This window comes from Pseudonocardia xinjiangensis (assembly GCF_050948425.1).
In the GTDB taxonomy this organism is placed as follows: Bacteria; Actinomycetota; Actinomycetes; order Mycobacteriales; family Pseudonocardiaceae; genus Pseudonocardia; species Pseudonocardia xinjiangensis.
Genome location: NZ_CP192009.1, coordinates 3,338,199 through 3,363,232 on the forward strand (window position 1 = coordinate 3,338,199; position 25,034 = coordinate 3,363,232).

At 72.1% G+C, this 25,034-nt stretch carries 23 protein-coding genes; 11 read left to right on the forward strand and 12 right to left on the reverse strand.

What is annotated here, in order from left to right:
* Together ACQPZA_RS15730 and ACQPZA_RS15735 are read right to left on the reverse strand one after the other, a co-directional pair.
* Positions 1-924: a hydroxymethylglutaryl-CoA lyase gene (locus ACQPZA_RS15730; RefSeq protein ID WP_433281757.1), complete on the reverse strand. Its 924-nt coding sequence runs from the start codon at positions 922-924 to the stop codon at positions 1-3.
* Positions 921-2,168 (reverse strand): CaiB/BaiF CoA transferase family protein, encoded by a 1,248-nt coding sequence (locus ACQPZA_RS15735; RefSeq protein WP_433281759.1) that lies wholly within the window; start codon positions 2,166-2,168, stop codon positions 921-923. Before ACQPZA_RS15735 ends, ACQPZA_RS15730 begins: the two co-directional genes overlap by 4 nt.
* 319 nt (positions 2,169-2,487) lie before the next feature.
* Between ACQPZA_RS15735 and ACQPZA_RS15740 the strand changes: the two genes are divergently transcribed.
* Positions 2,488-3,357, forward strand: coding sequence for an alpha/beta fold hydrolase (locus ACQPZA_RS15740; RefSeq protein ID WP_433281761.1), 870 nt, complete (start codon positions 2,488-2,490; stop codon positions 3,355-3,357).
* 98 nt (positions 3,358-3,455) lie between these two features.
* Here ACQPZA_RS15740 and ACQPZA_RS15745 read toward each other — a convergent pair whose 3' ends face one another.
* Positions 3,456-4,418 carry an AraC family transcriptional regulator gene (locus ACQPZA_RS15745; RefSeq protein WP_433281763.1) on the reverse strand — a complete coding sequence of 321 codons (963 nt, stop codon included), beginning with the start codon at positions 4,416-4,418 and terminating at the stop codon, positions 3,456-3,458.
* Between the two features lie 129 nt (positions 4,419-4,547).
* Between ACQPZA_RS15745 and ACQPZA_RS15750 the strand changes: the two genes are divergently transcribed.
* A complete protein-coding gene (locus ACQPZA_RS15750; protein ID WP_433282830.1) occupies positions 4,548-4,943 on the forward strand; it encodes a nitroreductase family deazaflavin-dependent oxidoreductase in 396 nt (131 codons plus the stop codon).
* A 62-nt stretch (positions 4,944-5,005) separates the two neighbouring features.
* Here ACQPZA_RS15750 and ACQPZA_RS15755 read toward each other — a convergent pair whose 3' ends face one another.
* From ACQPZA_RS15755 to ACQPZA_RS15765, 3 genes are all read right to left on the reverse strand, one after another.
* On the reverse strand, positions 5,006-6,319 hold the full coding sequence (locus tag ACQPZA_RS15755) for a DUF222 domain-containing protein (RefSeq protein WP_433281765.1): 1,314 nt from the start codon (positions 6,317-6,319) through the stop codon (positions 5,006-5,008).
* Between the two features lie 291 nt (positions 6,320-6,610).
* The gene (locus ACQPZA_RS15760; RefSeq protein ID WP_433281767.1) at positions 6,611-6,958 is read right to left on the reverse strand and encodes a cupin domain-containing protein; all 348 of its coding nucleotides are present in this window, start codon (positions 6,956-6,958) and stop codon (positions 6,611-6,613) included.
* 120 nt (positions 6,959-7,078) lie between these two features.
* Positions 7,079-7,915 (reverse strand): SDR family NAD(P)-dependent oxidoreductase, encoded by an 837-nt coding sequence (locus tag ACQPZA_RS15765; protein ID WP_433281769.1) that lies wholly within the window; start codon positions 7,913-7,915, stop codon positions 7,079-7,081.
* A gap of 90 nt (positions 7,916-8,005) precedes the next feature.
* Between ACQPZA_RS15765 and ACQPZA_RS15770 the strand changes: the two genes are divergently transcribed.
* A complete protein-coding gene (locus ACQPZA_RS15770) occupies positions 8,006-8,497 on the forward strand; it encodes a hypothetical protein (protein WP_433281771.1) in 492 nt (163 codons plus the stop codon).
* A gap of 66 nt (positions 8,498-8,563) precedes the next feature.
* Here ACQPZA_RS15770 and ACQPZA_RS15775 read toward each other — a convergent pair whose 3' ends face one another.
* The 5 genes from ACQPZA_RS15775 to ACQPZA_RS15795 form a co-directional block, all read right to left on the reverse strand.
* Positions 8,564-9,868, reverse strand: a complete 1,305-nt coding sequence (locus ACQPZA_RS15775) for a TRAP transporter large permease (protein ID WP_433281773.1) — start codon at positions 9,866-9,868, stop codon at positions 8,564-8,566.
* Positions 9,868-10,437, reverse strand: a complete 570-nt coding sequence (locus tag ACQPZA_RS15780) for a TRAP transporter small permease (protein ID WP_433281775.1) — start codon at positions 10,435-10,437, stop codon at positions 9,868-9,870. Before ACQPZA_RS15780 ends, ACQPZA_RS15775 begins: the two co-directional genes overlap by 1 nt.
* Before the next feature lie 13 nt (positions 10,438-10,450).
* On the reverse strand, positions 10,451-11,473 hold the full coding sequence (locus ACQPZA_RS15785) for a TRAP transporter substrate-binding protein (RefSeq protein ID WP_433281777.1): 1,023 nt from the start codon (positions 11,471-11,473) through the stop codon (positions 10,451-10,453).
* A gap of 225 nt (positions 11,474-11,698) precedes the next feature.
* Positions 11,699-12,178, reverse strand: coding sequence for a redoxin domain-containing protein (locus ACQPZA_RS15790; protein ID WP_433281779.1), 480 nt, complete (start codon positions 12,176-12,178; stop codon positions 11,699-11,701).
* A gap of 38 nt (positions 12,179-12,216) precedes the next feature.
* Complete coding sequence (locus ACQPZA_RS15795; protein WP_433281781.1) at positions 12,217-12,957, reverse strand: SDR family NAD(P)-dependent oxidoreductase; 741 nt, start codon at positions 12,955-12,957, stop codon at positions 12,217-12,219.
* 295 nt (positions 12,958-13,252) lie between these two features.
* Here ACQPZA_RS15795 and ACQPZA_RS15800 point away from each other — a divergent pair, with 295 nt between their 5' ends.
* The 5 genes from ACQPZA_RS15800 to ACQPZA_RS15820 all read left to right on the forward strand — a co-directional run bounded on the left by ACQPZA_RS15800 (position 13,253) and on the right by ACQPZA_RS15820 (position 19,384).
* Complete coding sequence (locus tag ACQPZA_RS15800; protein WP_433281783.1) at positions 13,253-13,939, forward strand: haloacid dehalogenase type II; 687 nt, start codon at positions 13,253-13,255, stop codon at positions 13,937-13,939.
* A gap of 5 nt (positions 13,940-13,944) precedes the next feature.
* Positions 13,945-14,292: a hypothetical protein gene (locus tag ACQPZA_RS15805; protein ID WP_433281785.1), complete on the forward strand. Its 348-nt coding sequence runs from the start codon at positions 13,945-13,947 to the stop codon at positions 14,290-14,292.
* Between the two features lie 85 nt (positions 14,293-14,377).
* Positions 14,378-16,114, forward strand: a complete 1,737-nt coding sequence (locus ACQPZA_RS15810; protein WP_433281787.1) for an NAD(P)/FAD-dependent oxidoreductase — start codon at positions 14,378-14,380, stop codon at positions 16,112-16,114.
* Positions 16,111-17,541, forward strand: a complete 1,431-nt coding sequence (locus ACQPZA_RS15815; RefSeq protein ID WP_433281790.1) for a hypothetical protein — start codon at positions 16,111-16,113, stop codon at positions 17,539-17,541. Before ACQPZA_RS15810 ends, ACQPZA_RS15815 begins: the two co-directional genes overlap by 4 nt.
* Positions 17,542-17,632: 91 nt before the next feature.
* Positions 17,633-19,384 (forward strand): FAD-dependent oxidoreductase, encoded by a 1,752-nt coding sequence (locus ACQPZA_RS15820; protein ID WP_433281792.1) that lies wholly within the window; start codon positions 17,633-17,635, stop codon positions 19,382-19,384.
* A gap of 12 nt (positions 19,385-19,396) precedes the next feature.
* Here the strand turns inward: ACQPZA_RS15820 and ACQPZA_RS15825 are convergent, their stop codons facing one another.
* Complete coding sequence (locus tag ACQPZA_RS15825; RefSeq protein ID WP_433281794.1) at positions 19,397-20,341, reverse strand: lactate/malate family dehydrogenase; 945 nt, start codon at positions 20,339-20,341, stop codon at positions 19,397-19,399.
* 98 nt (positions 20,342-20,439) lie between these two features.
* On the opposite strand from ACQPZA_RS15825, the gene ACQPZA_RS15830 reads away from it, so the two are divergent.
* From ACQPZA_RS15830 to ACQPZA_RS15840, 3 genes are all read left to right on the forward strand, one after another.
* The gene (locus tag ACQPZA_RS15830) at positions 20,440-22,143 is read left to right on the forward strand and encodes a peroxidase family protein (RefSeq protein WP_433281796.1); all 1,704 of its coding nucleotides are present in this window, start codon (positions 20,440-20,442) and stop codon (positions 22,141-22,143) included.
* A gap of 187 nt (positions 22,144-22,330) precedes the next feature.
* Positions 22,331-23,569 carry an AAA family ATPase gene (locus ACQPZA_RS15835; protein ID WP_433281798.1) on the forward strand — a complete coding sequence of 413 codons (1,239 nt, stop codon included), beginning with the start codon at positions 22,331-22,333 and terminating at the stop codon, positions 23,567-23,569.
* Entirely contained in the window at positions 23,536-25,002 is a 1,467-nt protein-coding gene (locus tag ACQPZA_RS15840) for a LuxR C-terminal-related transcriptional regulator (RefSeq protein ID WP_433281800.1), read from the forward strand. Before ACQPZA_RS15835 ends, ACQPZA_RS15840 begins: the two co-directional genes overlap by 34 nt.
* Positions 25,003-25,034 lie beyond the last annotated feature (32 nt).

Consider the following 25,034-nt stretch of genomic DNA (forward strand, 5'->3'; position numbering starts at 1 on the left):
CTAGCGGCGTGGCCCGGCCACCCACGCGAACGCCGAGGCCGACGACCGCACACCCTGCGCGGCCTTCGACCGGTTGGGCTCCCCGAGGTCGGCGAGCAGGTCCTCGGAGAGCTCGACCATCCGGGCGAGGCCGGCCGGGGTGAGCCACGACGGCCTGGTCGCGAACACGATGTCCTCCGACGCGGTGTTGCCGCTCGCGCCCGGGGCGAACGGGCAGCCGCCCAGGCCGCCGAGTGCCCCGTCGACCACGGTGGCGCCCGCGCCGATCGCCGCCAGGGTGTTGGCCACGCCCAGACCCCAGGTGTCGTGCCCGTGGTAGACGATCCGGCGGGCCGGGGTCTCCTCGCGCACCCGGGAGACCAGGCTCGACACCTGGGCGGGCACGGCTTGGCCGAGCGTGTCGCAGAGCACGATGTCCTCGGCGCCCTGGGCCCGGGCGTCCCGCGCGATGGCGAGCACCCGCTCCTCCGGCACCGGCCCGTCGAACGGGCACGTGAACGACGTCGCGATGCAGAGCTGGATCCGCCCGCCTGCGGCGCGGGCCGTCTCGACGGCCGCGGGCATGGCCGCCAGGCTGGCCTCCGTGCTGCGGCCGATGTTGGCCTGGTTGTGCGCGTCGGAAGCCGAGAAGCAGTACTGGACGTTGAGCGCGCCCGCGGCCACGGCCCGTTCGACGTGCCGGGGGGTGGCGACCCAGACCCAGCACCGGGCGAGCTCCTCGGGCGTGAGTGCCTCGACCACCTCCAGTGTGTTCGCCATCGGCGGCACCAGGTCGGGGCGGGCCATCGAGCCGATCTCCAGGCTGGGGACGCCGAGGCGCAGCAGCTCCCGGACGATCTCCACCTTGCGTTCGGTGGCCAGCAGCTTGCCGGTGAGCTGCAGGCCGTCGCGCAGGGTCACGTCCCGCAGGATCGCGTTCGTCATGACCGCTCCTCTCCCGCGACGACCGCGGCGATCTCGTCGTCGCTCATCCCGAGGACACCGGCGAGCACCTCCCCGGTGTGCTCGCCGAGGTCCGGTCCCACCGTCCGGACCGGCAGCGAGACGTCGCCGATCACCGGGACGATCCCCGGGAAGCCGACCTGGCGTGGTTCGTCCTCGCCGGTGTCCACCGGCAGGTACTGGATCATGTTGCGGGCCCGATACTGCGCGTCGCCACAGATGTCGGCGGCCGTGTAGCTCGGGCCGGCCGGCACCCCGGCCCGGTCGAGCTGTTCGAGCACCTCGGCCCGCGGCCGTCCCGCCGTCCAGGCGCCGATCGCCGCGTCGAGCTCGTCGCGGCGCGCCCAGCGTCCGGCGTTGCTGCTCAGTGCCGGGTCGTCGGCCAGGTCGGGGCGCCCGATCGTCGCCATCAGCCGCTGGTAGATGGCGTCGCCGTTGCCCGCGATGATGGCGCTGGTGCCGTCGCCGCACAGGTAGGCGTTGGACGGGGCGATGCCCTCCATCCGGCCACCGACCCTGGTCCGGTTCACGCCGTAGGCCAGGTGGTCGGGCACGAGCGACTCCATCATGGACAGGATCGCCTCGTTGAGCGCCACGTCGATCACGCGTTCGGTCAGCGGCGCCCGGCCGTCCACCCGCCCGGAGCGGCCCGACTCGCGCCGGAACAGCGCCATCACCGCGCCGAAGGCCGCGTACAGCCCGGCGATCGAGTCGCCGATCGAGACGCCGACGCGCACCGGTGCCCGGTCGGGTTCCCCCACGAGCTCGCGCAGGCCACCCATGGCCTCGGCAACCGCGGCGAAGCCGGGCCGGTCCGCCAGCGGGCCCGTCTGGCCGAAGGCCGAGACGCGGGCGATGACCAGGTCGGGGTTCGCGGCGTTCAGCTCGTCGGGCCCCAACCCCCACTTCTCCAGGGTGCCGGGGCGGAAGTTCTCCAGCAGGACGTCGCAGTGCCGGACCAGGTCGAGGACGACGTCGCGGCCGGCAGCCGTCTTCAGGTCCAGCGCGACGGACTTCTTGTTGCGGTTGATCGTGCGGTACAGCATCGACGTCGTGCCCGCGTACAGGCGCCAGTTGCGTAGCTCGTCGCCCGTCCTCGGCCGCTCGATCTTGATCACCTCGGCGCCGAAGTCGGCGAGCAGCCTGCCCGCTGTCGGGGCTGCGATGTAGTTGCCGAGCTCGAGCACGCGGACCCCGTCCAGGGGCCGGATCGGGCGGTCGTTCACAAGTACTCCTAGGCATCAGTGCCGGCGGGCGCAGCACGACGGCGACGACGGAGACCCCGGCGGAGCGCGACGTCAGGGTGCCCCCGGTGCGGGGAGTCTGTCGTCCGATTCACCATACGAACACAGATCCACGATGTGGGCAACGCGCAGCGGTTGCCCACGGTGGTGTGGCTGCTCACTCCAGGGGGAAGACCGCATCGGGACGTGAACGACGACAACCCCGCGCGCCGGAGTGGGGGTTGCCAGGGCCGACCACGGGTCCGGCTGGGGTCCTCGGCGCACCCGCCATGGCTCATCCCGTCGCAGCGAAAGGTCATCCATGACCGTCCAGACCACGTACCACACCGCAGAGATCCAGGGCCAGAACGTGTTCTACCGGGAGGCGGGCCCCGCGGACGCGCCGACGATCGTGCTGCTGCACGGGTTCCCCGCCAGCTCACACATGTTTCGCGAGCTGATCCCGGCTCTCGCCGACCGGTACCACGTCATCGCGTCCGACCACGTCGGGTACGGCCAGAGTTCGGCGCCGTCGGTCGAGGAGTTCGGCTACACCTTCGACCGACTCACCGAGATCACCCTCGGGCTGCTCGATCACCTCGGTGTCGAGAAGTCGGTGCTCTACATCCAGGACTACGGCGCGCCGATCGGGCTCAAGATCGCCCACCGGCACCCCGAGCGGGTCCTCGCGATCGTGACCCAGTCCGGGAACGCGTACTTGGAGGGCTTCGTCACGGAGTTCTGGGAGCCGCTGTTCGCCTACGCCAAGGATCCCGGCCCGGCGACGGAACCGGCGGCTCGGGCCGTGCTCACCGCCGAGGCTACGAAGTGGCAGTACACGAACGGTGTCTCGGACGCCGCACGCGTCAGCCCCGACGCATGGACGCTCGACCAGGCGCTGCTCGACCGTCCCGGAAACGCCGAGGTGCAGCTCGCCCTGTTCCAGGACTACAAGAACAACCTCGACGAGTACCCCGCGTTCCAGGAGTACTTCCGCACGTCGCAGGTCCCGCTGCTCGCCGTCTGGGGTCGCTACGACGGGATCTTCGGGCCCGCCGGCGCCGAGGCGTACCGCCGTGACCTGCCCGAAGCCGAGATCCACTTCCTCGAGGCCGGGCACTTCGCGCTGGAGGACCAGCTCGACACGATCACGGGGTACATCCGCGGCTTCCTCGGCCGCGTTCTGCACTGATTCTGAACCGAGCGACCGGAACCGAGCGCATTCATGCCCGGGCCACACCATCACCTGCACGGGTACTGGTCGAGCCCGCACGCAGAATGTGGGCGTCTCTACCCGAACGCCGCTTCCTGATCCGGGCGGGGACGGGTCAGACCGGCTCGCGCCGTGCCGCGGTAGGTGCCCGGCGCCTGCCTGCGGTCCCGCCGAAACGCGCGGCCGAACGCGTACACCGACGTGTACCCGACCGAGTGCGCGACGGTCTCCAGGGTGTCGCCGGTGTCCCTGAGCCGGACCGCGGCGAGGTCCATCCGCAAGCGCGTCAGGTAGCGACCGGGAGTCTCGCCCGCGACCGTGCGGAACCGGCGCGCGAGCGTGGTGCGCGACACCGCCAGCTCGGCAGCGAGCAGCTCCGTCGTCCAGGCTCTGGCCGGCTCCTGGTGGAGTTTCGCTATCGCGACGCTGATCAGCGGATCGCTCAGCACGCCGAGCCAGGACCCGCGCGCCTCGGCCGGCTTCTGCGCCAGCCAGACCCGCAGCAACTGCACGAGCAGGATGTCGACCAGGCGGTTGAGCACCACCGCGGTGGCGAGCTGGGGATGTGCCAGCTCCCGGGCCAGCAGGCGGACGGTGTCGTCGAGGCAGCTGCCACCGTTGTCCGCCCGGATGTGCACCATCTCGGGCAGCGAGGCGAGAACCTGGATGGACACCGCGGGGTCGTACTCGTAGGAGGCGCCCAGGACGTGGGTCTGGATCTCGCCCGAGCCGAAGCGCAGCACGTTTCCCTCGGTCCGGGCTCGTTCGGCGGTGGCGCAGTCGCAGGACGTGACCGCCGCGTCCGGATCGCTGCTGAGGGTGTGTGCGGTGCCGGTCGGCAGCAGCACGACGTCGCCCGGCATCAGCTGCTCGGGCGCTCGGCCGGGCAGTCCGAGCCAGGCCGTGCCCGCGGTGACGGCGTAGAAAGCAGCTCCGCCGATGCGGCTCCAGGAGACCCCCCAGGCCTCGGCGGCGACGATCCGCGCGCCGAGTACGCCGCGGACCCCGGCGACGGTGAGCACGTCGGCCAGCAGGTCCATGCGACCGACCGTACCTGTGCCGGGCCCTCCATGGCACGATCGGATATGCTTCAGCCACTCTTGGGCATCGATCGTCTCTCCGGCTGGCCGTACGGTGGCCCCGTGACGAACACCATCGACTTCGACGAGATGAACCGCAAGGTCATCGCCGAGTTCCGCGCCAACGGCGGCAAGGCAGGCGGCGTCTTCGAGGGCAAGCCGCTGATCCTGGTGCACAACATCGGTGCCAGGTCGGGCACCGAACGGATCACGCCCCTGGTCTACTTCGGCGAGGGCGACCGGATCTTCATCTTCGCCAGCAAGGGCGGCGTCGACGAGAACCCCGCCTGGTACCACAACCTCGTGGCCAACCCGAATGCCACGGTCGAGCTCGGCACCGAGACCTTCCCGGTGACCGCACGGGTGCTCACCGGTGCGGAGCGCGACGAGTACTACGCCAAACAGTCCGCCGTGCAGCCGCAGTTCGCCGACTACCAGCGCAACACCACCCGGGTCATCCCGGTCATCGAACTGGTGCGCGTCTAGGTGTCGTGCCCTTGAGCGTTGTTGACGGCGTGTCGGCCTGCGGACATGTGTCCCGCCAGTGATCACAGAGGCTCTGCCGACCGCGCCCATATGTTCGACCCCTTATGCGGCGAGGTGCAGGAGTGGTTGTCGGCGGGGTCTTCGCTGGGGGTCGATCCAGGCGGGTGGATGAGTTCGGGTAGCCCGTCGCGGATGCGGACTTCCCAGTCGGAGTGGTGCTGGAGGCGGTGGCAGGTCCGGCAGAGCATGACGCAGTTGTGCAGGGCGGTGTCGCCGCCGTCCTGCCAGGCTGTGATGTGGTGGACCTCGCACCACGACGGCGGTCGCCCGCACCCGGCGCAGCCGCGGTCGCGGGCGGCGATGGCGCGGCGCAGGCCGTCGGGGATGGTGCGGGTGGCCCGCCCGACGTCGAGGGGTTGGCCCTTCCCGTTGAGCACGACCGGCACGACGGCGGCGTCGCAGGCCAGCATCCGTAGTGATTCCGGGGTGAGGGTGCCGCCGAAGTCGAGGCAGGCGGCGCGGGCCCGGTTCTCCAGGTCTTCGAGCCGGATCAGCACGTTCAGGTGTGGGCGGCGCCCGCCGCATTCGGGCAGGTCGCCGTGGTCGAGCACGTACCCGCACACGTCGGCCAGGGCGTCGGCCTGGCGTTGCGCGGTGCTGCGGTGCTCGTCACCGGTGGCGGGTCGGGCGTGGGCGTCGATCACGGTGGCAATGGCATCGAACATCGCCGCGTCGTCGAACCGGCCCTTCACCGTGCCGCCCGCTTTGCCGCGGTGGCGAGCCAGGTGCAGTTCGTTGACCGGGGCGGGTGGCCGGTCGTCGGGCTCGGGCCCGTCCTCGTCGAGGGCCTCGACCAGTGCGGTACCCCAGGTCTGCAGCTCCGAGGGCGTGTAGACCGCGGCTTTGTCGGCGAGTTGGGCTTCCGCACCGGCCCACACGTCGGGCGTGAGCCGTTCCGCGGCCGGGCTGGCGAGCACGCGGGCGATCACGGCGACGTGGCGCAGCCCGGTGTGCCCGGCGGCGAACACCGCGGCGGTGGCGGCCAACCGGGCGGGTAGCGCGGTGCCGTCGAGGCTCACCCGCGGGCAGACCTGTTCGGCGGCGACCACCCGCTGGCGGGCCTCGAACCGTTCCCACCCGAGCAGATCCCCCAATGCGGCCGGGGTGGATTTGTAGCCGCGTTCGGCGAACGTGCCACGCCGCTCCAGCGTGGACACGGCGGCGACGACGACCCGGTCCAGCCGCCGGCTGGTGCCTTCGCACAGGGTGAGCACGGAGAGCAGGTCGTCGTCGGTGGCGGAGTCGGTGGCGGCGGACAGGGCGTCGATCGCCTCGACCAGGAGGCGATGCGCGGTGGTGAGCGGGCTGTCCGACACCCCTCCATTATACTCGAACACATGTTCGAATCGATGTTCGTCGTCGCAGGTCACCAGCCATTCAGCGCTCGTGGCGGTGGCCTGCCGGACTCGCCGATCACGCCGTCCGACCCGCCACGGACTCGCGCGGCCGGCCTGGCTCGACCGCCCCACCGGTATGGTGATCCGCCGCGGCGAACGCGCCCGCCCGGGGCGAGTTGGTGCACGTGGAGGTGAAGAAGACCTCGACGAGAAAGCCCACCGCGGCCACCCACTCATCAGCCGGGTCAACAACCCGCCTGGGCATTACATCTAGCCACTGTGCGTCCGGTGCTTGGCCACGGTGAGCAGGACCGCGGAGTCCGCGAGGGCGTCGAGCGTGTGCCGGGCAGGGGGGACGATGAGGAGATCCCCCGGGGATCCCTCCCAGCCCTCGTCCCCGGCGCTCAGGCGTACGCGCCCGTGCAGGACGTGCACGGTGGCCTCGCCCGGGCTCTCGTGCTCGTCGAGACCGTGCCCCGCGGCCAGCGCGATCACCGTCTGCCGTAGCACGTGTTCGTGCCCGCCGAACACGGTGTGCGCGCTGCGTCCGCTGGAGGCGTTGCGGGCCAGTTCCAACTGGTGACGGGCGAGTGCGGTCAACGACGACTTCTCAGCCATGAGTGATCCTCCGGCGCTGCGGATGAATGCGTGACCGTGGTTGTACCCGGGGTCGGAGGTGTGGCACCGAAACACCACCCGCACGTTCGCGGGGGCATTCCGGCGGGGTCCGCCAGGAGCTCAGTGCGGCGTGGGGTGCGCGTGCCACCGGTGCGGGCCGCCGAAGCCGTGCTCGTCGTTCCAGGCGACCGCATCGACCGCCGTGGCGGTCTGCCCGGTCGCGCCGCGCCGGCCGGCGAGATGCAGCGCAGCCGGCACGACGTGTTCGGGGCGCAGGTAGGGCGGGTTCACGAACCCGGCGGCCGCACGGGCGGCGGCCATCTCCGCCGAACCGGTGGTCATCGTCGGGCCGGGGATCAGGACGTTCGCGGCGATGTCGTGGTCGCGCAGCTCCGCGGCGAGGGAGAAGACCATGCTGGTCAGGGCGGCTTTGGACGCCTCATAGGGCTGGTTCAGCCCCGCCGAGCGCGCGGCCCGCCACACTCCCGGCTCGACCTCCCGGGTCATCGGGCCGATCGTGCCGACGGCGATGATGCTCCCACCGCCCGTCGCGGCCAGTGCGGGGACGAACCGGCGGATGACGGTGAGGGTGCCGATGACGTTGACCTCGAACATCGCCCGCCAGTCGGCGTCGCCGGCATCCATCACCGTGGACAGTCCGGTCGGCTCGAACAGGCTCCGCTGGCGCAGCGCCGCGTTGCAGACGACGACGTCGACGCGGCCGAACCGGTCGAGCGCGGCGTCCCGGGCCGCCGCGACGCTGTCGCCGTCGGTGATGTCGGCCGAAACGGCCAGGACGCGGTGGGGGTCGGGCCCCTCGAACGGCTCCACGCCCAGCGGGTCCCGATCCATGGCGACGACGGCCGCTCCCTCGCGCAGGAACCCGTTCGTCAGGGCTCGTCCGATGCCCCGGGCGGCCCCGGTGACGACCACGACGGGATGGGGGAGCTCTGCCAACACACGCCTCCTCTGCGCAATGCCTCCGGCCAGCGGGACGCCGACGACCCCGTCTCTGCCGGGACCACCGCTCCCCATAGGGTCCGCCGGGTGCGGTTACCGGGCGCCACTCTCGTCCTGCTGGCAGTTGCGCTCACCGCAGGGTGCGCCGGAGAGCCGTCGATCGACGAGCTCAGTGCCGGATCCGGCGGCGTGAACGGCTCGGGGCGCACCACAGCCGTTCTGCAGAGGCTCGGGCCGCCGCCCGGCCCACCGCAGCCCGTCCCCATCGAGATACCGGCCAGCCCGCTGGCCTTCTTCCGGGCCCAGCAGACGTCGTGCTCGCAGTACGCCAGTCTGGCCGGTCTCGGCGACCCCACCTACCCGGGCGTCGAGGCGGACCGGTTCAGCGAGGCCGTTCTCGTGCGTGAGCTCGATCGCGACACGGCCCTCATCGAGGACGGCCGCGGAACCCGGCTGGTCGTCGACATGTGGAACACATCGGGAGTCGTGCTCCCGGCGTCCGGTCGGCCCGAGGACGTGATGCCGGCGCCCTACCGGCTCGGCTGTTCGCCTGACGACTTCATCGGTACGTCCGGTTGACCTGACGCACCAGGCACACGGACGCGGGTGTTGTCGCCGTGCCGGAGACCGGCGACTCAGGACTCGTCATGAGAGCAGTCCCGGCAGGTAGGTGGCGATCTCCGGCACCGCGATCAGGATGCCCAGCAACGCTGCCTCGATCAGGATGTACGGCGCGATCCCACGGAAGATGTCGCCGAGATCGAGCTCGGGTACCACCGACTTCATCGTGTAGAGGTTCAGCCCGACCGGTGGGGTGATCACCGCGATCTCCAGGTTGACCACCAGCAGCACGCCGAACCAGAGCGGGTCGAAGCCCAGTTCGGTGATCGCCGGTACCAGGATGGGGGTGACGACCAGCAGCAGTGAGGCCGCGTCGACGAGGCACCCGAGCACGATCAGGATCAGCATGATCCCGACCATGATCACCGTGGGTGGGACGTCGAGCCCGACGACGAAGCCCGTCACCGCGTCCGGGATACGGGCCACCACGAGCATCTGTGTGAACACGAACGCCGACCCGACGATCGCCAGGACCGCCGCGGTCACCTGCGCCGTGGAGAGGAAGATCTTCTTGAGGTTGGTCCAGCCGAGCTTGTGGTAGATCGCGCCGGTCACGCCGAACGCGGCCAGCGCTCCGATGGCCGCCGCCTCGGTCGGGGTGGCGATCCCGGTGTAGATCGAGCCGAGCACCAGCGCGATCAGCACGAGCGCGGGCGAGATCCGGCCGAGGGCGGCAAAGCGGTCGGCCCAGGTGAACCGCTCCTCGTCGACCGGAGCGTTGGCCGGCGCCACCTTCGCCCGCAGCACGACGTAGACGATCATCATGGCCGAGAGCAGCAGCCCCGGTAGGAGACCGCCGGCGAACAGCGCGGCCACGCTCTCGCCCGTCACCGACGAGTAGAGGATGAACATCAGGCTCGGCGGGATGAGCATGGCCAGCGCCCCGGACGCGGCCACCGCCCCGCTGGCGAACGCCGGCTTGTAACCGCGCTCCAGCATCTCGGGCACCGCCATCCGCCCGATCACCGCGACGGAGGAGATCGAGACGCCGGACATGGCACCGAACAGCGTGGACGACCCGATCGCCGACGCGCCCAAGCCGCCGGGCACGCGGTTGAACCACCGGTGCGCGGCGGCGAACAGGTCACGGCCGAGCCCGCTGACGGCCAGCACCTCGCCGAGCAGGATGTAGAGCGGCGCCGCGACCAGCGCGTACTCCTGCAGTTGCGCCACCAGCGCGAGCGGGACGAGCGCCACGCCGGTGAGGCCGCCGAGGCCGAGCAGGCCCACGATGCCGGCCACCGCCAGCGCCACGAAGATCGGCGTGCGCAGCCCGATGAGCACGAGCAGCAGCACGACGGCCAACGTGACGATCGCTCCGTCGGCCATCACGGCGTCGCCCCCGGAGTTCCCGTCAACGGTGCAGCGCCCTGCTGCTCCGCCCGCACGTCCACATCGCCGGGCACGGCGGCCGGGACGTCATCGGTCGGGCTCGGCGGGAACAACAGCGCGGCGAGCACCAGGAACACCCCGGTCACGAACAGCACGGCGTCCGGAACCCAGAGCGGGATGTTGAACGTGCCTGCGCCGGTGAGACCTCCGGTGTATGCCACGACCATCGCGCGGAAGGCGGTGACCGCAAGTACCACCCCGAGGAAACAGGTCGCGACGGTCGTCACGACGTCGGCGACCCGTCGTGCTGCCGGTGGCAGCGCGCGGTGCACGAGATCCATCGAGATGTGGTGACCGGTGGCCCAGAGGTGCGGCACGGCCAGCATCGTGGCGACGAGGACGCCGACGGAGTTGAGGGGGTAGGCCCAGTCGGTCGGGGCAGCGAACAGGAAGCGGGCCAGCACGTCGTAGGTGATCGTCAGCATCATGACGCCGACGACGGCCATCGCGACGACGGCCATCGCCCGGGTGCAGGCGAGCACCGCCCGCCTTGCCCTGGTCAGCACGGGAATCAGCTCCTCAGGCGTTCTCGATCGACTGCAGGGCACGTGCGGCGACAGCGGGATCTCCGAGCAGGTCGTGCCAGCGCCCGTAGACGGGGGCGACGGCGTCGCGGAACGCGGCCAGCTCCGCGCCGTCGGGTTCGACGATCCGGACCCCGGCCGCGATGACGGCGGGCAGGTAGTCGCGCTCGTGCACACCGGCCATCACCTCGGTGCCGTCGCGGTAGAGCGCGCGGCCCGCCGCATCGAGCGCGGCCCGCTGATCCGGCGGCCGGCTGTCGTACCAGTCGGCCCGGCAGTAGGCGTCCACGGTGTAGGCGCCGAAGTGCGCCCGCGTGGCATAGCGGACGATCTCCTGCAGGTCGCGGGACACCACGGTGCCGATGTAGCTCATGAGGCCGTCGATCGTGCCCCGTTCCAGTGCCTCGAAGACCTCCGACGACCCCATGAACACGGGTGCGGCGCCGAGGGCCTTCACCGTCTCGCCCTCGATCTCGCCCGCCACCCTGATCCGCAGCCCGCGGGCGTCCGCGGGCCTCAGGATCGGCCTGTCGACCGTCCACAGGTACTCGAACGTGCACGGCATGCCGCCGAGCAGCCGCACGCCCTGCCGCGCGAGCTGCGCGTTCACCAGCGCGAACAAGGGACCGTCCGGGTCGATGGCGCGCCGCTGTTTCGCGAAGTCCTCGGCACCGAACGGCAGCTCCATCGCTCCGAGGATCGGGTAGCTCGACGACACGTACGAGCTTGTCTGGAACATGACGTCCGCGACCCCGAGGAGCAGGCCGGGCAGCAGCTCCTCGGCGCCGAGCAGGGTGCCGGAGTCGAACATCTCGCAGGTCATCGTCCCGCCGCTCTGCGCGGCCAGGGTGTCCATGAAGGTCTGGATGCCGGGATAGAGGTCGTCGTAGGACGCCGGGATGTACGTGGCCGTGGTGATCGTGGCGCCTCCGGTGGCCGCCCCCGCCCCCGCGCACCCGGAAAGCGCCAGCCCGGCGACCCCGAGGAACGACCGGCGCCCGATGGGCCGCCCGGTCATCGGAGGACCACTGTCCCGCCCGTGGATCCGCAGAGCAGCACGTCCACGGCCACGGAGGCTCCCCTCGTCGATGAAGTGAGGGGACAAGAGGTATCACCCGGACGGACGCGGCGGGAAGCCCTGCCTCAGGGCGGGTGCGGGCCCCCAGGTTCAGGAAAGCCACTTTCCTGCCCTGAGGGTTCCGGAAAGTGGCTTTCCTGAACTTCCCCCAGGCCCGGGGGAGGTTCAGGCCGCGTGCTGGCGTACGTAGCGCAGGAGCCCGACGACGTCCTCGGGGACGAGCCGTCCGATCGCGCTGCTGGAGTACACGCTGACGATGACGGCACCGGTCGGGTCGAGCACGAAGCCGGTGGACTCGAGGTGCCCGCGCTGCTCGTTGACGAACGCCCCGGTCGCCGCGGCGATCGCCGGCGCGTCGGCGCTGTGCCCGACCGGGAAGCGCAGGTGGAGCTTCTCGATGAGGCCGCGCGTCGTCGCCTCGTCGTCGACGGAGAGTGCGACGACCTGGGCGTCGACCTCGGCCAGGCTGTCGTGGGCGCGCTCGAAGGCGCGCAGCTGGGCCTTGCAGTAGGGGCAGAACTCGCTGCGGAAGAACAGCACGACGCCGAAGTGGCCGTTCAGCGCGTCGGGAAGCTGCAGTGTGCCGCCCCCGGTGAGTCCGACCGACAGTGCGGGGAACGTGTCGCCGGGCTTGAGCTGGGTCATGGTCTCTCCTCGAGAGGGTGCACGAGTGGGGGTGTGGATCAGGCCGAGTCCGGCATGGGGGCGACGGTCCAGACCTGGCCGGTGTCGGCGTCGGCCAGGTGCCCCACCAGGCAGCGGGCCGTGTGTTCTGGCGTGATCAGGGCGCCGTCGGCGTGCATCCGGACGAACCGCTCGTGCAGGCCCTCGCCGATCTGGTCGGGATCCCGGCTCCGGATCCAGCCCTGCAGAGGGGTCTCGACGGCTCCCGGGCGGTAGACGTTCACGGTGACGCCGGAGTCGGCGAGCTCGGCCGCCAGGTTGAGCGTGTGTGCTTCGAGCGCCGTCTTCGAGGTGACGTAGGCGTTGCCGCCGATCATCGAGTCGGGCCGCGCGGCCGCTCCGCTGGAGACGTTGACGATCCGGCCGCGGCGCTGCGCCAGCATGCCCGGCAGCACGGCGAGGGTGAGTGCGGTGACCGCGACGAGGTTGATGGTGATCGCCGTCGCCCACTCTCCCGGGTCGACCGCCGCCGTCGGTCCGAGCGGCCACACGACCCCGGCGTTGTTCACGAGGGTGTCGATCGTGCCTGCGGACTCGCGGGCGCGCTCCACCGCTGCCCCGATCTTCTCGGTCTCGGCGAGGTCCACCGGGATCTCGACGGGGGTGCCGCCGCGGGCCCGCACCTGTGCGGCGGTCTCGGCGAGCTCGTCGGGGGACCGGGCCAGCAGGGCCACGGTGACGCCGGGGCCTGCGAGCTCGACCGCGACGGCCCGCCCGATCCCACGTCCGGCGCCCGTCACAACAGCGCTCCTCGGCGCGAACGACGTGCTCATCGGCCCATCTGCCCCGTCACGGCGCGTCTGCCGGCCTGATCGTCCATGCTCTCACTTCCTGTCTGGATTGTTCACTCCATTCGTACTCGGGAGCGCTGGATTGTCAACTCCGGAGCGCACATGCCGGTGGGGATTCCGGCGCCCGCGGGGCGGGTGACAATGGAGTACGCGCTCCAGAAGAGGCTAGCCTTCAGCTGTGACACCAGGGCAGAAGGCGCTCCGCCGGCCGATCCTGCTGATCAACGACCCCTGAGAGGTGACCGTGCCCACGATCATTGCCTTCGACGTGAACGAGACCCTGCTCGACCTCCGCGCCCTCGACCCGGAGTTCGAGCGGCTGTTCGGGTCGGCGGCCCTGCGCGGCCAGTGGTTCGCGCAGATGCTGCAACTGTCGTTCGTCGGCGGTCTCGTCGATGACTACGTGGACTTCAGCAGTGCGCAGCACGCGGCGATGCTGATGCTCGCCGAACGTCACGGCGTCGCCCTCGGCGAGGACGACGCCGCGGCGATGGTGCTTCGAATGAGCTCCCTGCCCGCCCACCCCGAGGTGCCGGCCGCACTTCGCGCACTGCGTGATACCGGCCTGACCGCCGTCGCCCTCGTGAACTCCGTCGAGTCGGTGGGAGAGGCGCAGCTGACGAACGCGGGTATCCGGGACTGCTTCGACCGCGTGATCTCGGCGGACAGCGTCAAACGGCTGAAGCCGGCACGCGAGCCGTACCAGGCCGTCGCGGACGCCTACGGCGTCTCGATCGCCGATGTCCGGTTGGTCGCGGCGCACTCGTGGGACGTGACGGGTGCGCTGGCCGCCGGTTGCCGGGCCGCGTTCGTGGCCCGCCCCGGAATGGTCCTGAGCCCGCTCGGGCGCCGGCCCGACATCGTCGGTCCCGACATCGCCGCGGTGGTCGACCGGATCATCGCGATCGACGCGGGCGAACAGCGTCCCTGACCGCGGTGCACCATCGGCACGACCACGCCGACGAAGAGGCCGTCCGCGACCGCTCGCTGCGGGCCGCCTACCTCCGCGAGGTGGCGGGTCTGGCGGACCGGGCGGCGGCGCTCGTGGCCTCCGGGCTGTCGGAGGAGGCGGTCGCGCGGACCCTGCACGCGCAGCGCCGGGCGCTGGCCGAGCGGTACAAGGGCCTGACCTCTCCCGCCCGGCGCGCGCGCCTGTACCGCCGCAACGTCGAGAGGTACGGCGACCCGCACGGGCCCACGGTCGAGAACCTGCGGGCCGGCGGCAGGTCCTGGGCGGACATCATCGCGTCGTCCTCGCGCGCCGGCGCGCCCCCCGAAAGCTGAGCGGGCCCACGTCCTCGTCTCGTAAGACGCGCACTCCTCGACGCGTGCCACGCTCGTCCTACCGCTGAATGGAGGGCGCACTTCAATGCATGAGTCCACCCCGCCTCCCCGCCGTGCACTGCGGGAACGAGCGGCGACGGGCGTCGTCGCCGGCCTGGCCAGCGGCGTCGTCGTCGGGGCCGTCATGGCTTTCCAGGACATGGTCGTGGGGGCGCCCGCATGGTTCGGCTACGTGATCTACGCCGTGGTCCTGGGGGCGCTGCTCGGCGTGACCACCGGATCGGGCCGCTCCCGGTCACCGATCGCCGAGACGGCGTGCGGCGGGGTGCTACTGGGTTGCGTGGGGTGGCTGCTCTACTCGCTCACGCTCGTCCCGCTGCTGGCGGGGACGGCGCCGACCTGGTCGGCCGCGTCGGCGGTGGCGAGCTACCCACAGCTCGTCGGTGACCTGTTGCAGGGCGGCCTGGCGGGTGCCCTGCTGGCGGTGCTCCTCTCGCTCCGGGCGGACCGGACGGCAGGGGCGGGCTCACCGTCGAGACCGCTGGTCCGGATCGTGATCATCGGTGGTGGTTTCGGGGGCGTCAGCGCGGCCAAGACCTTCGAACGGCTCGCTGTGCGCGGCGCCCCGGTCGACGTGACCCTGATCAGCGACTCCAACTACCTGCTGTTCACCCCGATGCTCGCCGAGGTCGCCTCCGGGGCCTTGGAGGCGCGGCACATCAGCGCGCCGGTGCGGGCATCGGCGTCCCACACCCGGTTCCGGCACGGGCGGGTCGACCAGGTGGACCCGATGGCCCGGACCGTCCGCCTGGCCGGCGAGGCGGGCACGATCTCCTACGACCACCTGGTGCTGGCCGTCGGTTCCGTGCCGCACACGTTCGGCCTGCCGGGCGTCGAGCAGCACGCGTGGACCCTCAAGAACCTCTCCGACGCCACCCGGCTGCGCGACCACGTGATCGGCCTGCTGGAGCGTGCCGAGCAGGAGCGCGATCCCGCCGAGCGGCGACGGATCCTCACGTTCGTCGTCGCAGGCGCCGGTTTCGCCGGCACCGAGACCATCGCCGAGCTGTACGACCTGGTGTTCGGGGTGATCCGGTTCTACCCCGCGATCGGCTCGGAGGACGCGCGGTTCGTGCTCGTGCACCCCGGCGACCGGATCCTGCCGGAGCTCGGGCCGGACCTCGGGGTGTACGCGCTGGAACGGCTGGAGGCCAGGGGGATCGAGTTCCGCGGCGGCGCGCGGGTGGCCGAGGCGACCGCCGACCGCGTCCGGCTCGACGACGGCGACTCGATCCCGACGACGACGTTCGTGTGGACGGCGGGCAACCGTCCCGCACCGCTCGCCGCCGGGCTGTCCGGTACGGGTCGGCAACTGCCCACCGATGCGCAGCTGCGCGTGACGGACCTCGACGGGGTGTGGGCGATCGGCGACTGTGCCCGGATACCCGACCCAAGCAGGGACGGCGAGCACTATCCGCCCACGGCCCAGCACGCCATCCGGGAAGGCAAGGTCGTGGCCGCGAACATCGTGACGAGCATCGCCGGCCGGGAGCCCGGTGCCTTCCGCTTCCGCACGATCGGTGTGCTGGTGGCTCTCGGGCACCGCACGGCTGCGGGGGAGGTGCGGGGCATCCGGTTCTCCGGGCTGGCTGCCTGGTTCCTGTGGCGCGGTGTCTACCTGGCGAAGCTGCCCGGCGTCGAGAAGCGGATCCGCGTGCTGTTCGACTGGCTGCTCGACCTGGCCTTCCCCCGCGACATCGTGGTCACGACGGACGCGAAGGCGCCCGTGCACGACGACGTCGTGGTGGGGAGCGACCGATGAGCACCGCCACGGTCACCGACGCGATCCCGCATCGGCGGGCGGCGATCTCCGGAGGTCTCGCCGGTGTCGCGGGCGGTGTGGTGTTCGGTGCGGCGATGGCGGTGTTCGGGACGCTGCCGACGATCGCCTCGATCCTGCGCACGGACTCCGCGGTCGTCGGCTTCATCCTGCACATGCTGATCGCGGTGCTCATCGGAGCGGCGTTCGGCCTGCTCGTGATCCGCTTCCGCATCCGGGTGCGGGACATGCTGTTCTGGGGCCTGGTGTACGGCGCGGTCTGGTGGTTCCTCGGACCTCAGACGCTGCTGCCGTTGCTGCAGGGCATGCCGGTGGACTGGAGCGCCGCGCATGCCGAGACCCTGCTCCCGAGCCTGGTCGGCCACCTGTTCTACGGGGCGACCGTGGCCGGGGTCTTCGTCCTGCTCCAGCGCGGCGGACGGACCACGGGGCGCGTCCCGGCGGTGGGAGCCGTCGTGCGGGGCGCCGTGGCCGGGACGGCGTGTGCCGCGCTGCTGACCAGGGTCCCGAACTTCCAGGTCGGCTCGTGGGCCTGGCTGCTCACCGGGCTCGTCCTCGGCGTCCTCTATCCGCTGATCTTCACGGGCCGGCCCGAACCCACCGGACCGGCGCTCGCCCGCGGCACCGTCTACGGGTTCGCGGCCTGGGTCGTGGTCGAGCTGACGCTGCAACCGCTGGTGCGCGACGGGAGCCTCGGCTGGTCGCGGACCGACGCGGCGGCCGTGGCGGGGCGGCTGCCCGGGTACCTCCTCCTCGGAGCCGGGACGGCCGTCGTGTTCACCTGGCTGGGGCTGTGGCTGCGCGGGCTGTTCCTCGACGACGTCCGCAAGATCGAGGTCGAGCCGCCGGGTGCGCGGGGACCCCGCGCCACGGCGTACGGCGTGCTGGCCGGAATCGTCGGCGGCCTGCTGTTCACCGTGGTGATGGTCCTCGTGGGCGCACTGCCCACGGTGGCCAGGATCGTGGGCGGGCAGGGGACCTCGGTCGGGTTGGTCGTCCACCTGGTCATCTCGGCGCTGATCGGCGTGACGTACGCCGTGCTGTTCCGGCGGCAGAGCTTCGACGTCCTGTCCGGCATCGGGTGGGGCGTGTCGTACGGCTTCTTCTGGTGGGTGCTCGGTGACCTCACGCTGCTGCCGCTGTTGAGTGGCGGGACCCTCAGCTGGGACACCGCCACCCTCGCGGCGCAGTTCCCGTCCCTCGTGGGGCACCTCGCCTACGGGACAGGGCTCGGAGCCGTCTACTACTGGCTGGAGGCCGGCATCGACCCGTGGTGGATGACCCGCAGCGACATCGAGGCGTCCCGGGTGACGGCCCGGCGCGAACAGGTGCTCAGTGCCGCTCCTGCCGTGTGGGTGCTCACGGTCCTGGTCGCGGTGACCCTGCCGATCCTGCTCACCGGCGCGTGATCCGTCCCTCCCTCTCATTCGGCCGGACAACGGCGGGCCGGGTGCCAGAATCCGATCCCGTACCGCGACCGCATCGTGCTGGAGGCACAGTTTGAGCGAGGATCTGCAGACCGACGTCCTGGTGATCGGCAGCGGGCCGGCCGGTGGGGGTGTGGCGCTGGCGCTGGCGACGCTGGGCGTCGAGCACATGGTGGTCACGAAGTACAGCTGGACGGCGAACACACCGCGGGCACACATCACCAACCAGCGCACGATGGAGATCTTCCGCGACCTCGGCATCGAGGACGACGTGCTCGCCCAGGCCACCCCGCACGACCTGATGGGCGACACGGTGTTCTGCACCAGCCTGGCGGGCGACGAGATCGGGCGGGTCCGGACCTGGGGCACGCACCCGGCGCGGGAGGCGGACTACACGCTGGCCAGCCCGTCGTCGAACTGCGACATCCCGCAGACGTTCCTGGAGCCGATCGTGATCGGGCATGCCGCGTCGCGGGGCAGCCGGATCCGGTTCGACACCGAGTACGTCGGGCTGGTGCAGGACGCGGGCGGGGTGACGGTGACGGTGCGGGACCGGGTCACCGGGCACCGGTACGACATCCGGGCGAAGTACGTGGTCGGCGCCGACGGTGGGCGCAGCATGGTGGCCGCGGACGTCGGGCTGCCGTTCGAGGGTCAGATGGACGTCGCCGGCTCGATGAACATCGTCTTCCAGGCCGATCTCAGCCACCTCGTCGAGCACCGGCCGAGCGTCCTGTACTGGGTGCTCCAGCCCGGTGCCGACATCGGCGGGATCGGGCTCGGGCTCGTGCGCATGGTCCGGCCGTGGAACGAGTGGCTGATCGTCTGGGGCTACGACATCACCCAGCCGCCGCCCGAGGTCGACGACGAGATGGCGATCTCGATCGTCCACGAGCTGGTCGGGGACGACACGGTGCCGGTCACGATCCGGTCGACGTCGCTGTGGGGCAACAACAAGATGTATGCCACCCGTTACCGGGCGGGCCGGGTGTTCTGCATGGGCGACGCGGTGCACCGGCATCCGCCGTCGAACGGGCTGGGGTCCAACACCTCGATCCAGGACGCCTACAACCTGGCCTGGAAGCTCGCCTACGTGCTGCGCGGCAGCGCAGGCGAGGCGCTGCTGGACTCCTACGACGCGGAGCGGACGCCGGTCGGGAAACAGATCGTGTTGCGGGCGAACAAGAGCATCGAGGAGTTCGGCGCGATCTTCGACGCCCTCGGGATCACCGGCACGGACGACCCGGAGGTGATGCGCCGCCACATCGCGGCGCGGGCCACGAACACGCCGGAGGCGGCGCGGCAGCGGGCGCAGCTGCGGGCCGCGCTGGAGCTGAAGGACTACGAGTTCAACGCGCACGGTGTGGAGCTGGGGCAGCGGTACACCTCAGCGGCGGTGGTGCCCGACGGCACCCCCGCGCCGGAGTACACCCGTGACGCCGAGCTGTACTACCACCCCACCACGTGGCCGGGTGCGCGGCTGCCGCACGTCTGGCTCGGGCGCGACGGGCGCCGGGTCTCGACGCACGACCTGGCGGGCAAGGGCCGGTTCTGCCTGTTCACGGGCATCGCGGGAGAGCCGTGGGCCGAGGCGGTGCCGAAGGTCGCGGACGATCTGGGCATCGAGGTCGTCGCGTACGTGGTCGGGCCGGGCCGGGAGTACATCGACCTGTACGAGGACTGGGCGCGGGTTCGGGAGGTCGAGGAGGACGGCTGCGTGCTCGTCCGGCCCGACGCGCACGTGGCCTGGCGTTCGGCGGGTCGGGTCGACGATCCGGCGGCCGAGCTGCACCGGGTGCTGTCCACCGTGCTCGCCCGCGGCTGACGATCGATCGGGTCACCGGTAGGCGAGCGCCGTGCGGCTCGCCTCCCGGAGCACCCGCGCGCTCTTGTCGAGCAGCTCGCGCTCACCGTCGTCGAGCTTCGGGGCGATCGTGCGGACGACACCGACTGCGCCCAGCACGGAGGGCAAGGCCATGGTCACGCCGTAGTCGGTACGGAACGAGGCGACCGGCAGCACGGCGTGCTCATCGGTGAGTATCGCCTCGGCCAGCCGCCCGACCACGGCGCCGATCCCGTGCTGGCTGGCGCCGATGCCGTCGATGATCGTGATGTTGCCGAACCGCACCGTCGACTCGATGTGGCTGCGCATCTCCGCCGGGTCACGGCCCGAGGCGGTGAAGACGTCGAGGACGGGAGTGCCGCCCACGGTGGCGTTCGACCAGCAGAACACCTCCGAGGTGCCGTGCTCACCGAGGACGTACGCGTCGACGTCGCGCGTGGCGACGTCCAGCTCGCGGGCGAGGTGGAACCGGAACCGGAGCGAGTCGATGACGGTGCCCGTCGAGACCACGCGGTCGTGGCCGGCCAGCACGCGGGTGAGGTCGGCCAGCGGGTCCGGGGGATCGGTGACGACCAGCAGGGTGGCCTCGGGAGCGGCCGCCACGACCGCGGGGACGATCTCCGCGAAGGCGGCGGCGTTCTGCGGGACGAGCACGAGCCGGCCGCGCGGGTCGTTCCGGTCGGTCGCACCGCCCGCCTTCTCGTTGACGCCCGCGGTGATGATGACCAGCCGCGCGCCGGCGAGCTCCTCGTAGCCGGCCGCCCGCACCGTCGCGCCCGACACGAGAGCGGCGGCGTAGCCCGTGTCGGCGGCAAGACCGGCGGCCTTCGGGCCGTCGCGGTCGACGACCAGGATGTCCGCCGCGGCGTCGAAGGTCCGGATCAGGGCGGTCACGGTCGCGGCCCCGACCGCACCGGCGCCGATCACTCCGATCTTCATGACGTTTCCTCTCTCGGTAGGCAGGTGTAGGGAGTTCCCCGAAGCCAGGGCCGCTCCGCCGCCCCCACGCTCGGTGCACCGACATGAGGGAGCACCGAATGACCGGCATTGGCAGGCCGACCCGCGTCCTCGCGGAGCTGTCCCACGGGGGCCACGCGCTCGTCGACAACAACCCCGAGGCGGAGAAGAGCCTCCAGGAACCCGGCACCGACAGTGCACTGAGCCGGGTCGTGAACGAGTCCGTGAGCACGGCCGAGCACGTCGGAACGACGTCCTTCGGCTATCTGTTCGCCTCGCTCTCCGCGATGTTCCCGCACGAGCACCTGCCCAGCAGTACACCCGAGGAGACCAGAACGACCGTCGACGCGCTCAACGCGCTGGGCGACGCGATGGTCGACCACGAGAACAGCCCGGTCGCCGACTCGACGATCCCGCCCGTCTACACCTACTGGGGTCAGTTCGTCGACCACGACATCACCGCGAACACCGACCGGGACACCTCGATCGACATCACGGGCGACCCGCTGGTACCGATCGCGCCGAGGGAGGTGCTCCGGCGGCTCGAGAACCTGCGCAGCCCCGCGCTCAACCTCGACTCGGTGTACGGCGACGGGCCGTTCGTGGACCGGGTGTCGCCGAACGACGAGGCCGTGCCCTACGACGGCATCACGCTGCGGCTCGGCGAGATCCAGCTGATCCCCGACGTCGTCCCGCCCGCGGACGACCTCGCGCGTGACCTGCCGCGCCGCGGAGAGGGGCCCGATCCGGAAACGCGCCGGACCCCGCAGATCGGCGACGGGCGCAACGACGAGAACCTCGTCGTCGCGCAGCTGCACGTCGCGTTCCTGCGCTTCCACAACGCGGCCGTGGACTGGGTGCGGGCGAACGAACCGCACTGGGGGTCGGAGGTGGAGGTCTTCCTCCGCGCGCGTGACCTGACCCGGTGGGCCTACCAGTGGCTGACCGTCCACGACTACCTGCCGACGGTCACCGCCGCCGGGACGGTCGACACCGTCCTGACCGACGACGTCGACCTGCTGGCCCTGCAGTCCGACACGGTCTACATGCCGCTCGAGTTCTCGGTGGCCGCATTCCGGTTCGGCCACAGCATGGTGCGGGCCGCCTACGACTGGAACGCGTTCTTCGGACGCGACGGCGATCCCGGGCCTGCGCCGGCGACGTTCGAGCAGCTCTTCCAGTTCACCGGCCGCGGAGGTTTCGCAGGCCCGCTGGAGCGCCTGCCGTCCAACTGGCCGGCGGACTGGAACCGGCTGGTCCACAAGAACGACCCCGACACCGCCCGGTTCGCCCGGAAGATCGACACGCATCTGGCGTTGCCGCTGAGCACGTTGCGCAACGAGGGCACCATCGGAGACCCGGAGCTGCCGGTCAACAAGCTGCTCAAGCAGCTCGCCCGCCGGAATCTCCTGCGTGGTTTCCGGCTCGCGCTGCCCACGGGACAGGCGGTCGCGCAGGCGCTGGGGGTCCCGGCACTCACGCGCGCCGATCTCGAGAACAGCTCCCAGCCGGTCAGGGACGCGCTGGCCGCGGGCGGCTTCCTCGACCGGACCCCGCTGTGGTTCTACATCCTGAAGGAGGCCGAGGTGCAGCGGGACGGTCAGTCGCTCGGGGCCGTGGGCAGCACGATCGTCGCGGCCACGCTCATCGGCCAGCTCCGCGCGGACCGGAGGTCCTACCTCAACCAGACCGGGTGGAGTCCCGCGCAGGGGGTGCGGCTCCCGGACGGTTCGCCGGTCCGGTCCGTCGCGGACTTCCTGCGCTTCGCGGGGGTCCTCACGTAGAACGCGCCCGACCGGCCCGGCACCTGCTCCCCGGGTGCCGGGCCGTCGGCCACGTATACGTAGTTGTGCGTATTTCGGGCCCGCGGGGTATCCCCGGCCCCGGACCCGGCTCCACCGGAGTGTGGAAGGCGTCGAAGCCCCGGCCGTGTCCCCGCCGGCACGCACGCGTCCCCGACCGGCCGGGTCCGTGGGTCGTCCGGGTTCGCTGCGCTCGGTAGCCCCGGTCGTCGAGGGTCCGTTCGTCGGCCGCGCGGCCGAACTCCGGGCGGTGCACCGGATGCTCGGGCTCGTTCCCGGGCGCCCCGCAGGTCACTGCGCCGGGGTGATCGTGGTGGGAGCGCCCGGATGTGGCCGCACGGCGTTCCTGGCCGCCGTCGCCGGCTCTGCCGGCCGCGCCGTGCACTGGGCCCGTGGCGTGGAGGCCGAGTCCGACCTGCCGTTCGTGGCCGTCGCCGGCCTGATCCGGTCACTCGCAGCGCATCTCGACCGGCTCCCGCTCGGAGAGCGGGCGGCGCTGCGTGCCGTGCTGGACGCCGATCCGGCCGGCCCGCCGATCTCCGCGCTCTGCCGGGGGGTGCTCGGCCTGGTCGAGGTCGCCGCCGGGGAGCAGCCGCTGGTGCTCGTGGTGGACGACCTGCAGTGGGTCGACGCCGGGTCCCGCCGGGTCCTGCTCTTCGTCGCGCGCCACGCCGTCCGGGCCGGGGTGTTGCTGGCCTCCCGGATCGGGCCCTGCCGCGTTCCGGTGGACGTCGGCGAGAGCCTGCCGGTCGTCCGCCTGGACGGACTCGACGGCACCGACGCAGCACGGATGCTCGAGGCGCGCGGGTTCGACGTCGGCCCGGCGGTGGTGGCCGAGGTGGTCGCGCGGACCGGGGGCAACCCGGCAGCGGTTCTGGCGACGGTTCGTGGCCTGGCGACGGCCCGGCCCGGCACCGGGCTGCCGGTGCGGCTCGGTGCGGCGTCGGCGCGCGTGTGGGCGGCCGTGCTCGACGAGATCCCCGGCCGGACGACGCAGGCGCTGGCCGTGCTCGTCACCAGCGCGTCGGCGCGTCTCGCCGAGGTCGAGCCCGTGCTCGGCGCGCTCGGCCTGTCGCTGGCCGACATCGAGCCTGCCGAGCGGGCCGGGCTCGTGGAACGCTGCCCGGACGGTCTCCGGCCGACCGACCCGTTGCTCGCGACAGCCGTGCTCAGCCGGGTCCCGCTGGCCACCCACCGGCTGATCCTGCGGACGTTCGCCGACCATGCGGACGAGCCGGTGCGGTGCGAGTACCAGGCCGCCACCCGCACCGCGCCGGACGACGGCGTCGCCTCCGCGCTGGCCGCCGCAGCGCCGACCGCCGGTGCGACCACCTGGTCGCCGCCCGTCTCTGGACCCGCTCGGCCGAGCTCTCCGTGGACGACGCCGACCGTGCCGACCGGCTCGTGACGGCTGCCCGGGCTGCGCAGCTGGGCGGCAACGCGGCCCGTGCCCTCGCCCAGTGCGACGAGGCGGCGGCCCTCCGGCCGGATCCCGCGCTGCGGTCCACCGCTGCGCCGGTGCGGGCGCGCGTCCTCGGCGTGCTGGGCTATCCGGACCGCGCGCTTGAGGTGCTGGTCGCGGCGTCCTCCACGGCTGACGACCGGCAGGCCGCCCAGCTCGCGGCGGAGGCGTTTCTGCCGTCCCGCCAGACCGGCCGGACCGCTGACCTGCAGCGCCTGCTCGGCCGCCGGAGGTATCGGGGGGTGGCGCTCGCAGCCGCGGACCGGACACCTGCGGCGCGCCTTCTCGCACTCCGCGGTGCCACGACGGAGGCGCCGGACCCGTGGGCCGTCCACCACATGGTCGTCCTCGGCTTGGACCTGATCGACATCGAGGATCTCCACGGAGCCCGCGCCGTCCTCGACGAGGCAGGTGTGCTCGCCAGGGGACGGGACCCCTCGAGCGCCTCGCTGGCCCTCGCGGCCCGGGCCGAGCTCGGCTGGTGGACCGGTGACTGGGGGCGTGCGGTGGCCGACGGCGAGGCAGCCGTGGCCCGCGCCGAGGCGCTCGGCCAGCCCGGACCGCTGGCCCGGGCGCTCGTCGGGTTGGCCAGGATCTCCGCGGCCCGCGGCCGCGGCGGCCCGGCGGGGGACCGGCTCCTCCGGGCACGGGAGTCGGCGGGCGCGGGACAGGCCGCCTTCCTCGACCACGTCGCGTCGGTCGAGGGCTTCGCTGCGCTCACCGTCGGCGACCACACCACCGCGATCGAGGTGTTGACGAGACCCGGCGAGGCCGACGCCGCGGCAACGGGCGACCTCGCCGAGGCCTACATCCGCTCCGGGGCGCCCGCAGCGGCCGCCGAACCACTCCGCACCCTCGACCGCATGGCGTCCACGACGAGCCGGAACCATCCGGCGTGGGCCGCGGCCCGTTGCCGGATCCTGCTCGCCGGCGATGTGGACGAGGTGGCCGCGCAGCGGTCCCGGTGGGACCGGCGGCTGTCCGGTCTCCCGTTCGAACGTGCCCGTGTCCTGCTCTGCGCGGCGGAGACGTTGCGACGGCTGCGCCGGCCGGCGGCAGCACGGCCGCTGCTGCGGGAGGCGGTCGCCGTGTTCGAGGCACTGGGCGCGACGCCGTGGGCCGACCGGGCGCGCGGCGAGCTCGCCGCGAGCGGTGACCGCCGACCCGCGCCCGGCGGGCGGTCCGCACTCGGGCTCCTGACCCCCCAGGAGGAGCAGGTCGCCCGGTCGGTGGCCGCCGGGCTCACGAACCCGGAGGTCGCGGCGGCGCTGTTCCTCTCCCGCAAGACGGTGGAGGCCCACCTGACCCGGGTCTACCGCAAGCTCGGGGTGCGCTCGCGGGTGGCGCTCAGCAGGCAGATGCGGTCCGGGGAGGGGTAACCCGGCGGCACCGACCGCGGTCATCCCCCACT

Bases quoted from the DNA above. Each gene is read 5' to 3' on its own strand.
- ACQPZA_RS15730 (WP_433281757.1), bottom strand. From the start codon at position 924: ATGACGAACGCGATCCTGCGGGACGTGACCCTGCGCGACGGCCTGCAG.
- ACQPZA_RS15740 (WP_433281761.1), top strand. From the start codon at position 2,488: ATGACCGTCCAGACCACGTACCACACCGCAGAGATCCAGGGCCAGAAC.
- ACQPZA_RS15745 (WP_433281763.1), bottom strand. From the start codon at position 4,418: ATGGACCTGCTGGCCGACGTGCTCACCGTCGCCGGGGTCCGCGGCGTA.
- ACQPZA_RS15750 (WP_433282830.1), top strand. From the start codon at position 4,548: ATGAACCGCAAGGTCATCGCCGAGTTCCGCGCCAACGGCGGCAAGGCA.
- ACQPZA_RS15760 (WP_433281767.1), bottom strand. From the start codon at position 6,958: ATGGCTGAGAAGTCGTCGTTGACCGCACTCGCCCGTCACCAGTTGGAA.
- ACQPZA_RS15775 (WP_433281773.1), bottom strand. From the start codon at position 9,868: ATGGCCGACGGAGCGATCGTCACGTTGGCCGTCGTGCTGCTGCTCGTG.
- ACQPZA_RS15785 (WP_433281777.1), bottom strand. From the start codon at position 11,473: ATGACCGGGCGGCCCATCGGGCGCCGGTCGTTCCTCGGGGTCGCCGGG.
- ACQPZA_RS15790 (WP_433281779.1), bottom strand. From the start codon at position 12,178: ATGACCCAGCTCAAGCCCGGCGACACGTTCCCCGCACTGTCGGTCGGA.
- ACQPZA_RS15810 (WP_433281787.1), top strand. From the start codon at position 14,378: ATGCATGAGTCCACCCCGCCTCCCCGCCGTGCACTGCGGGAACGAGCG.
- ACQPZA_RS15815 (WP_433281790.1), top strand. From the start codon at position 16,111: ATGAGCACCGCCACGGTCACCGACGCGATCCCGCATCGGCGGGCGGCG.
- ACQPZA_RS15825 (WP_433281794.1), bottom strand. From the start codon at position 20,341: ATGAAGATCGGAGTGATCGGCGCCGGTGCGGTCGGGGCCGCGACCGTG.
- ACQPZA_RS15830 (WP_433281796.1), top strand. From the start codon at position 20,440: ATGACCGGCATTGGCAGGCCGACCCGCGTCCTCGCGGAGCTGTCCCAC.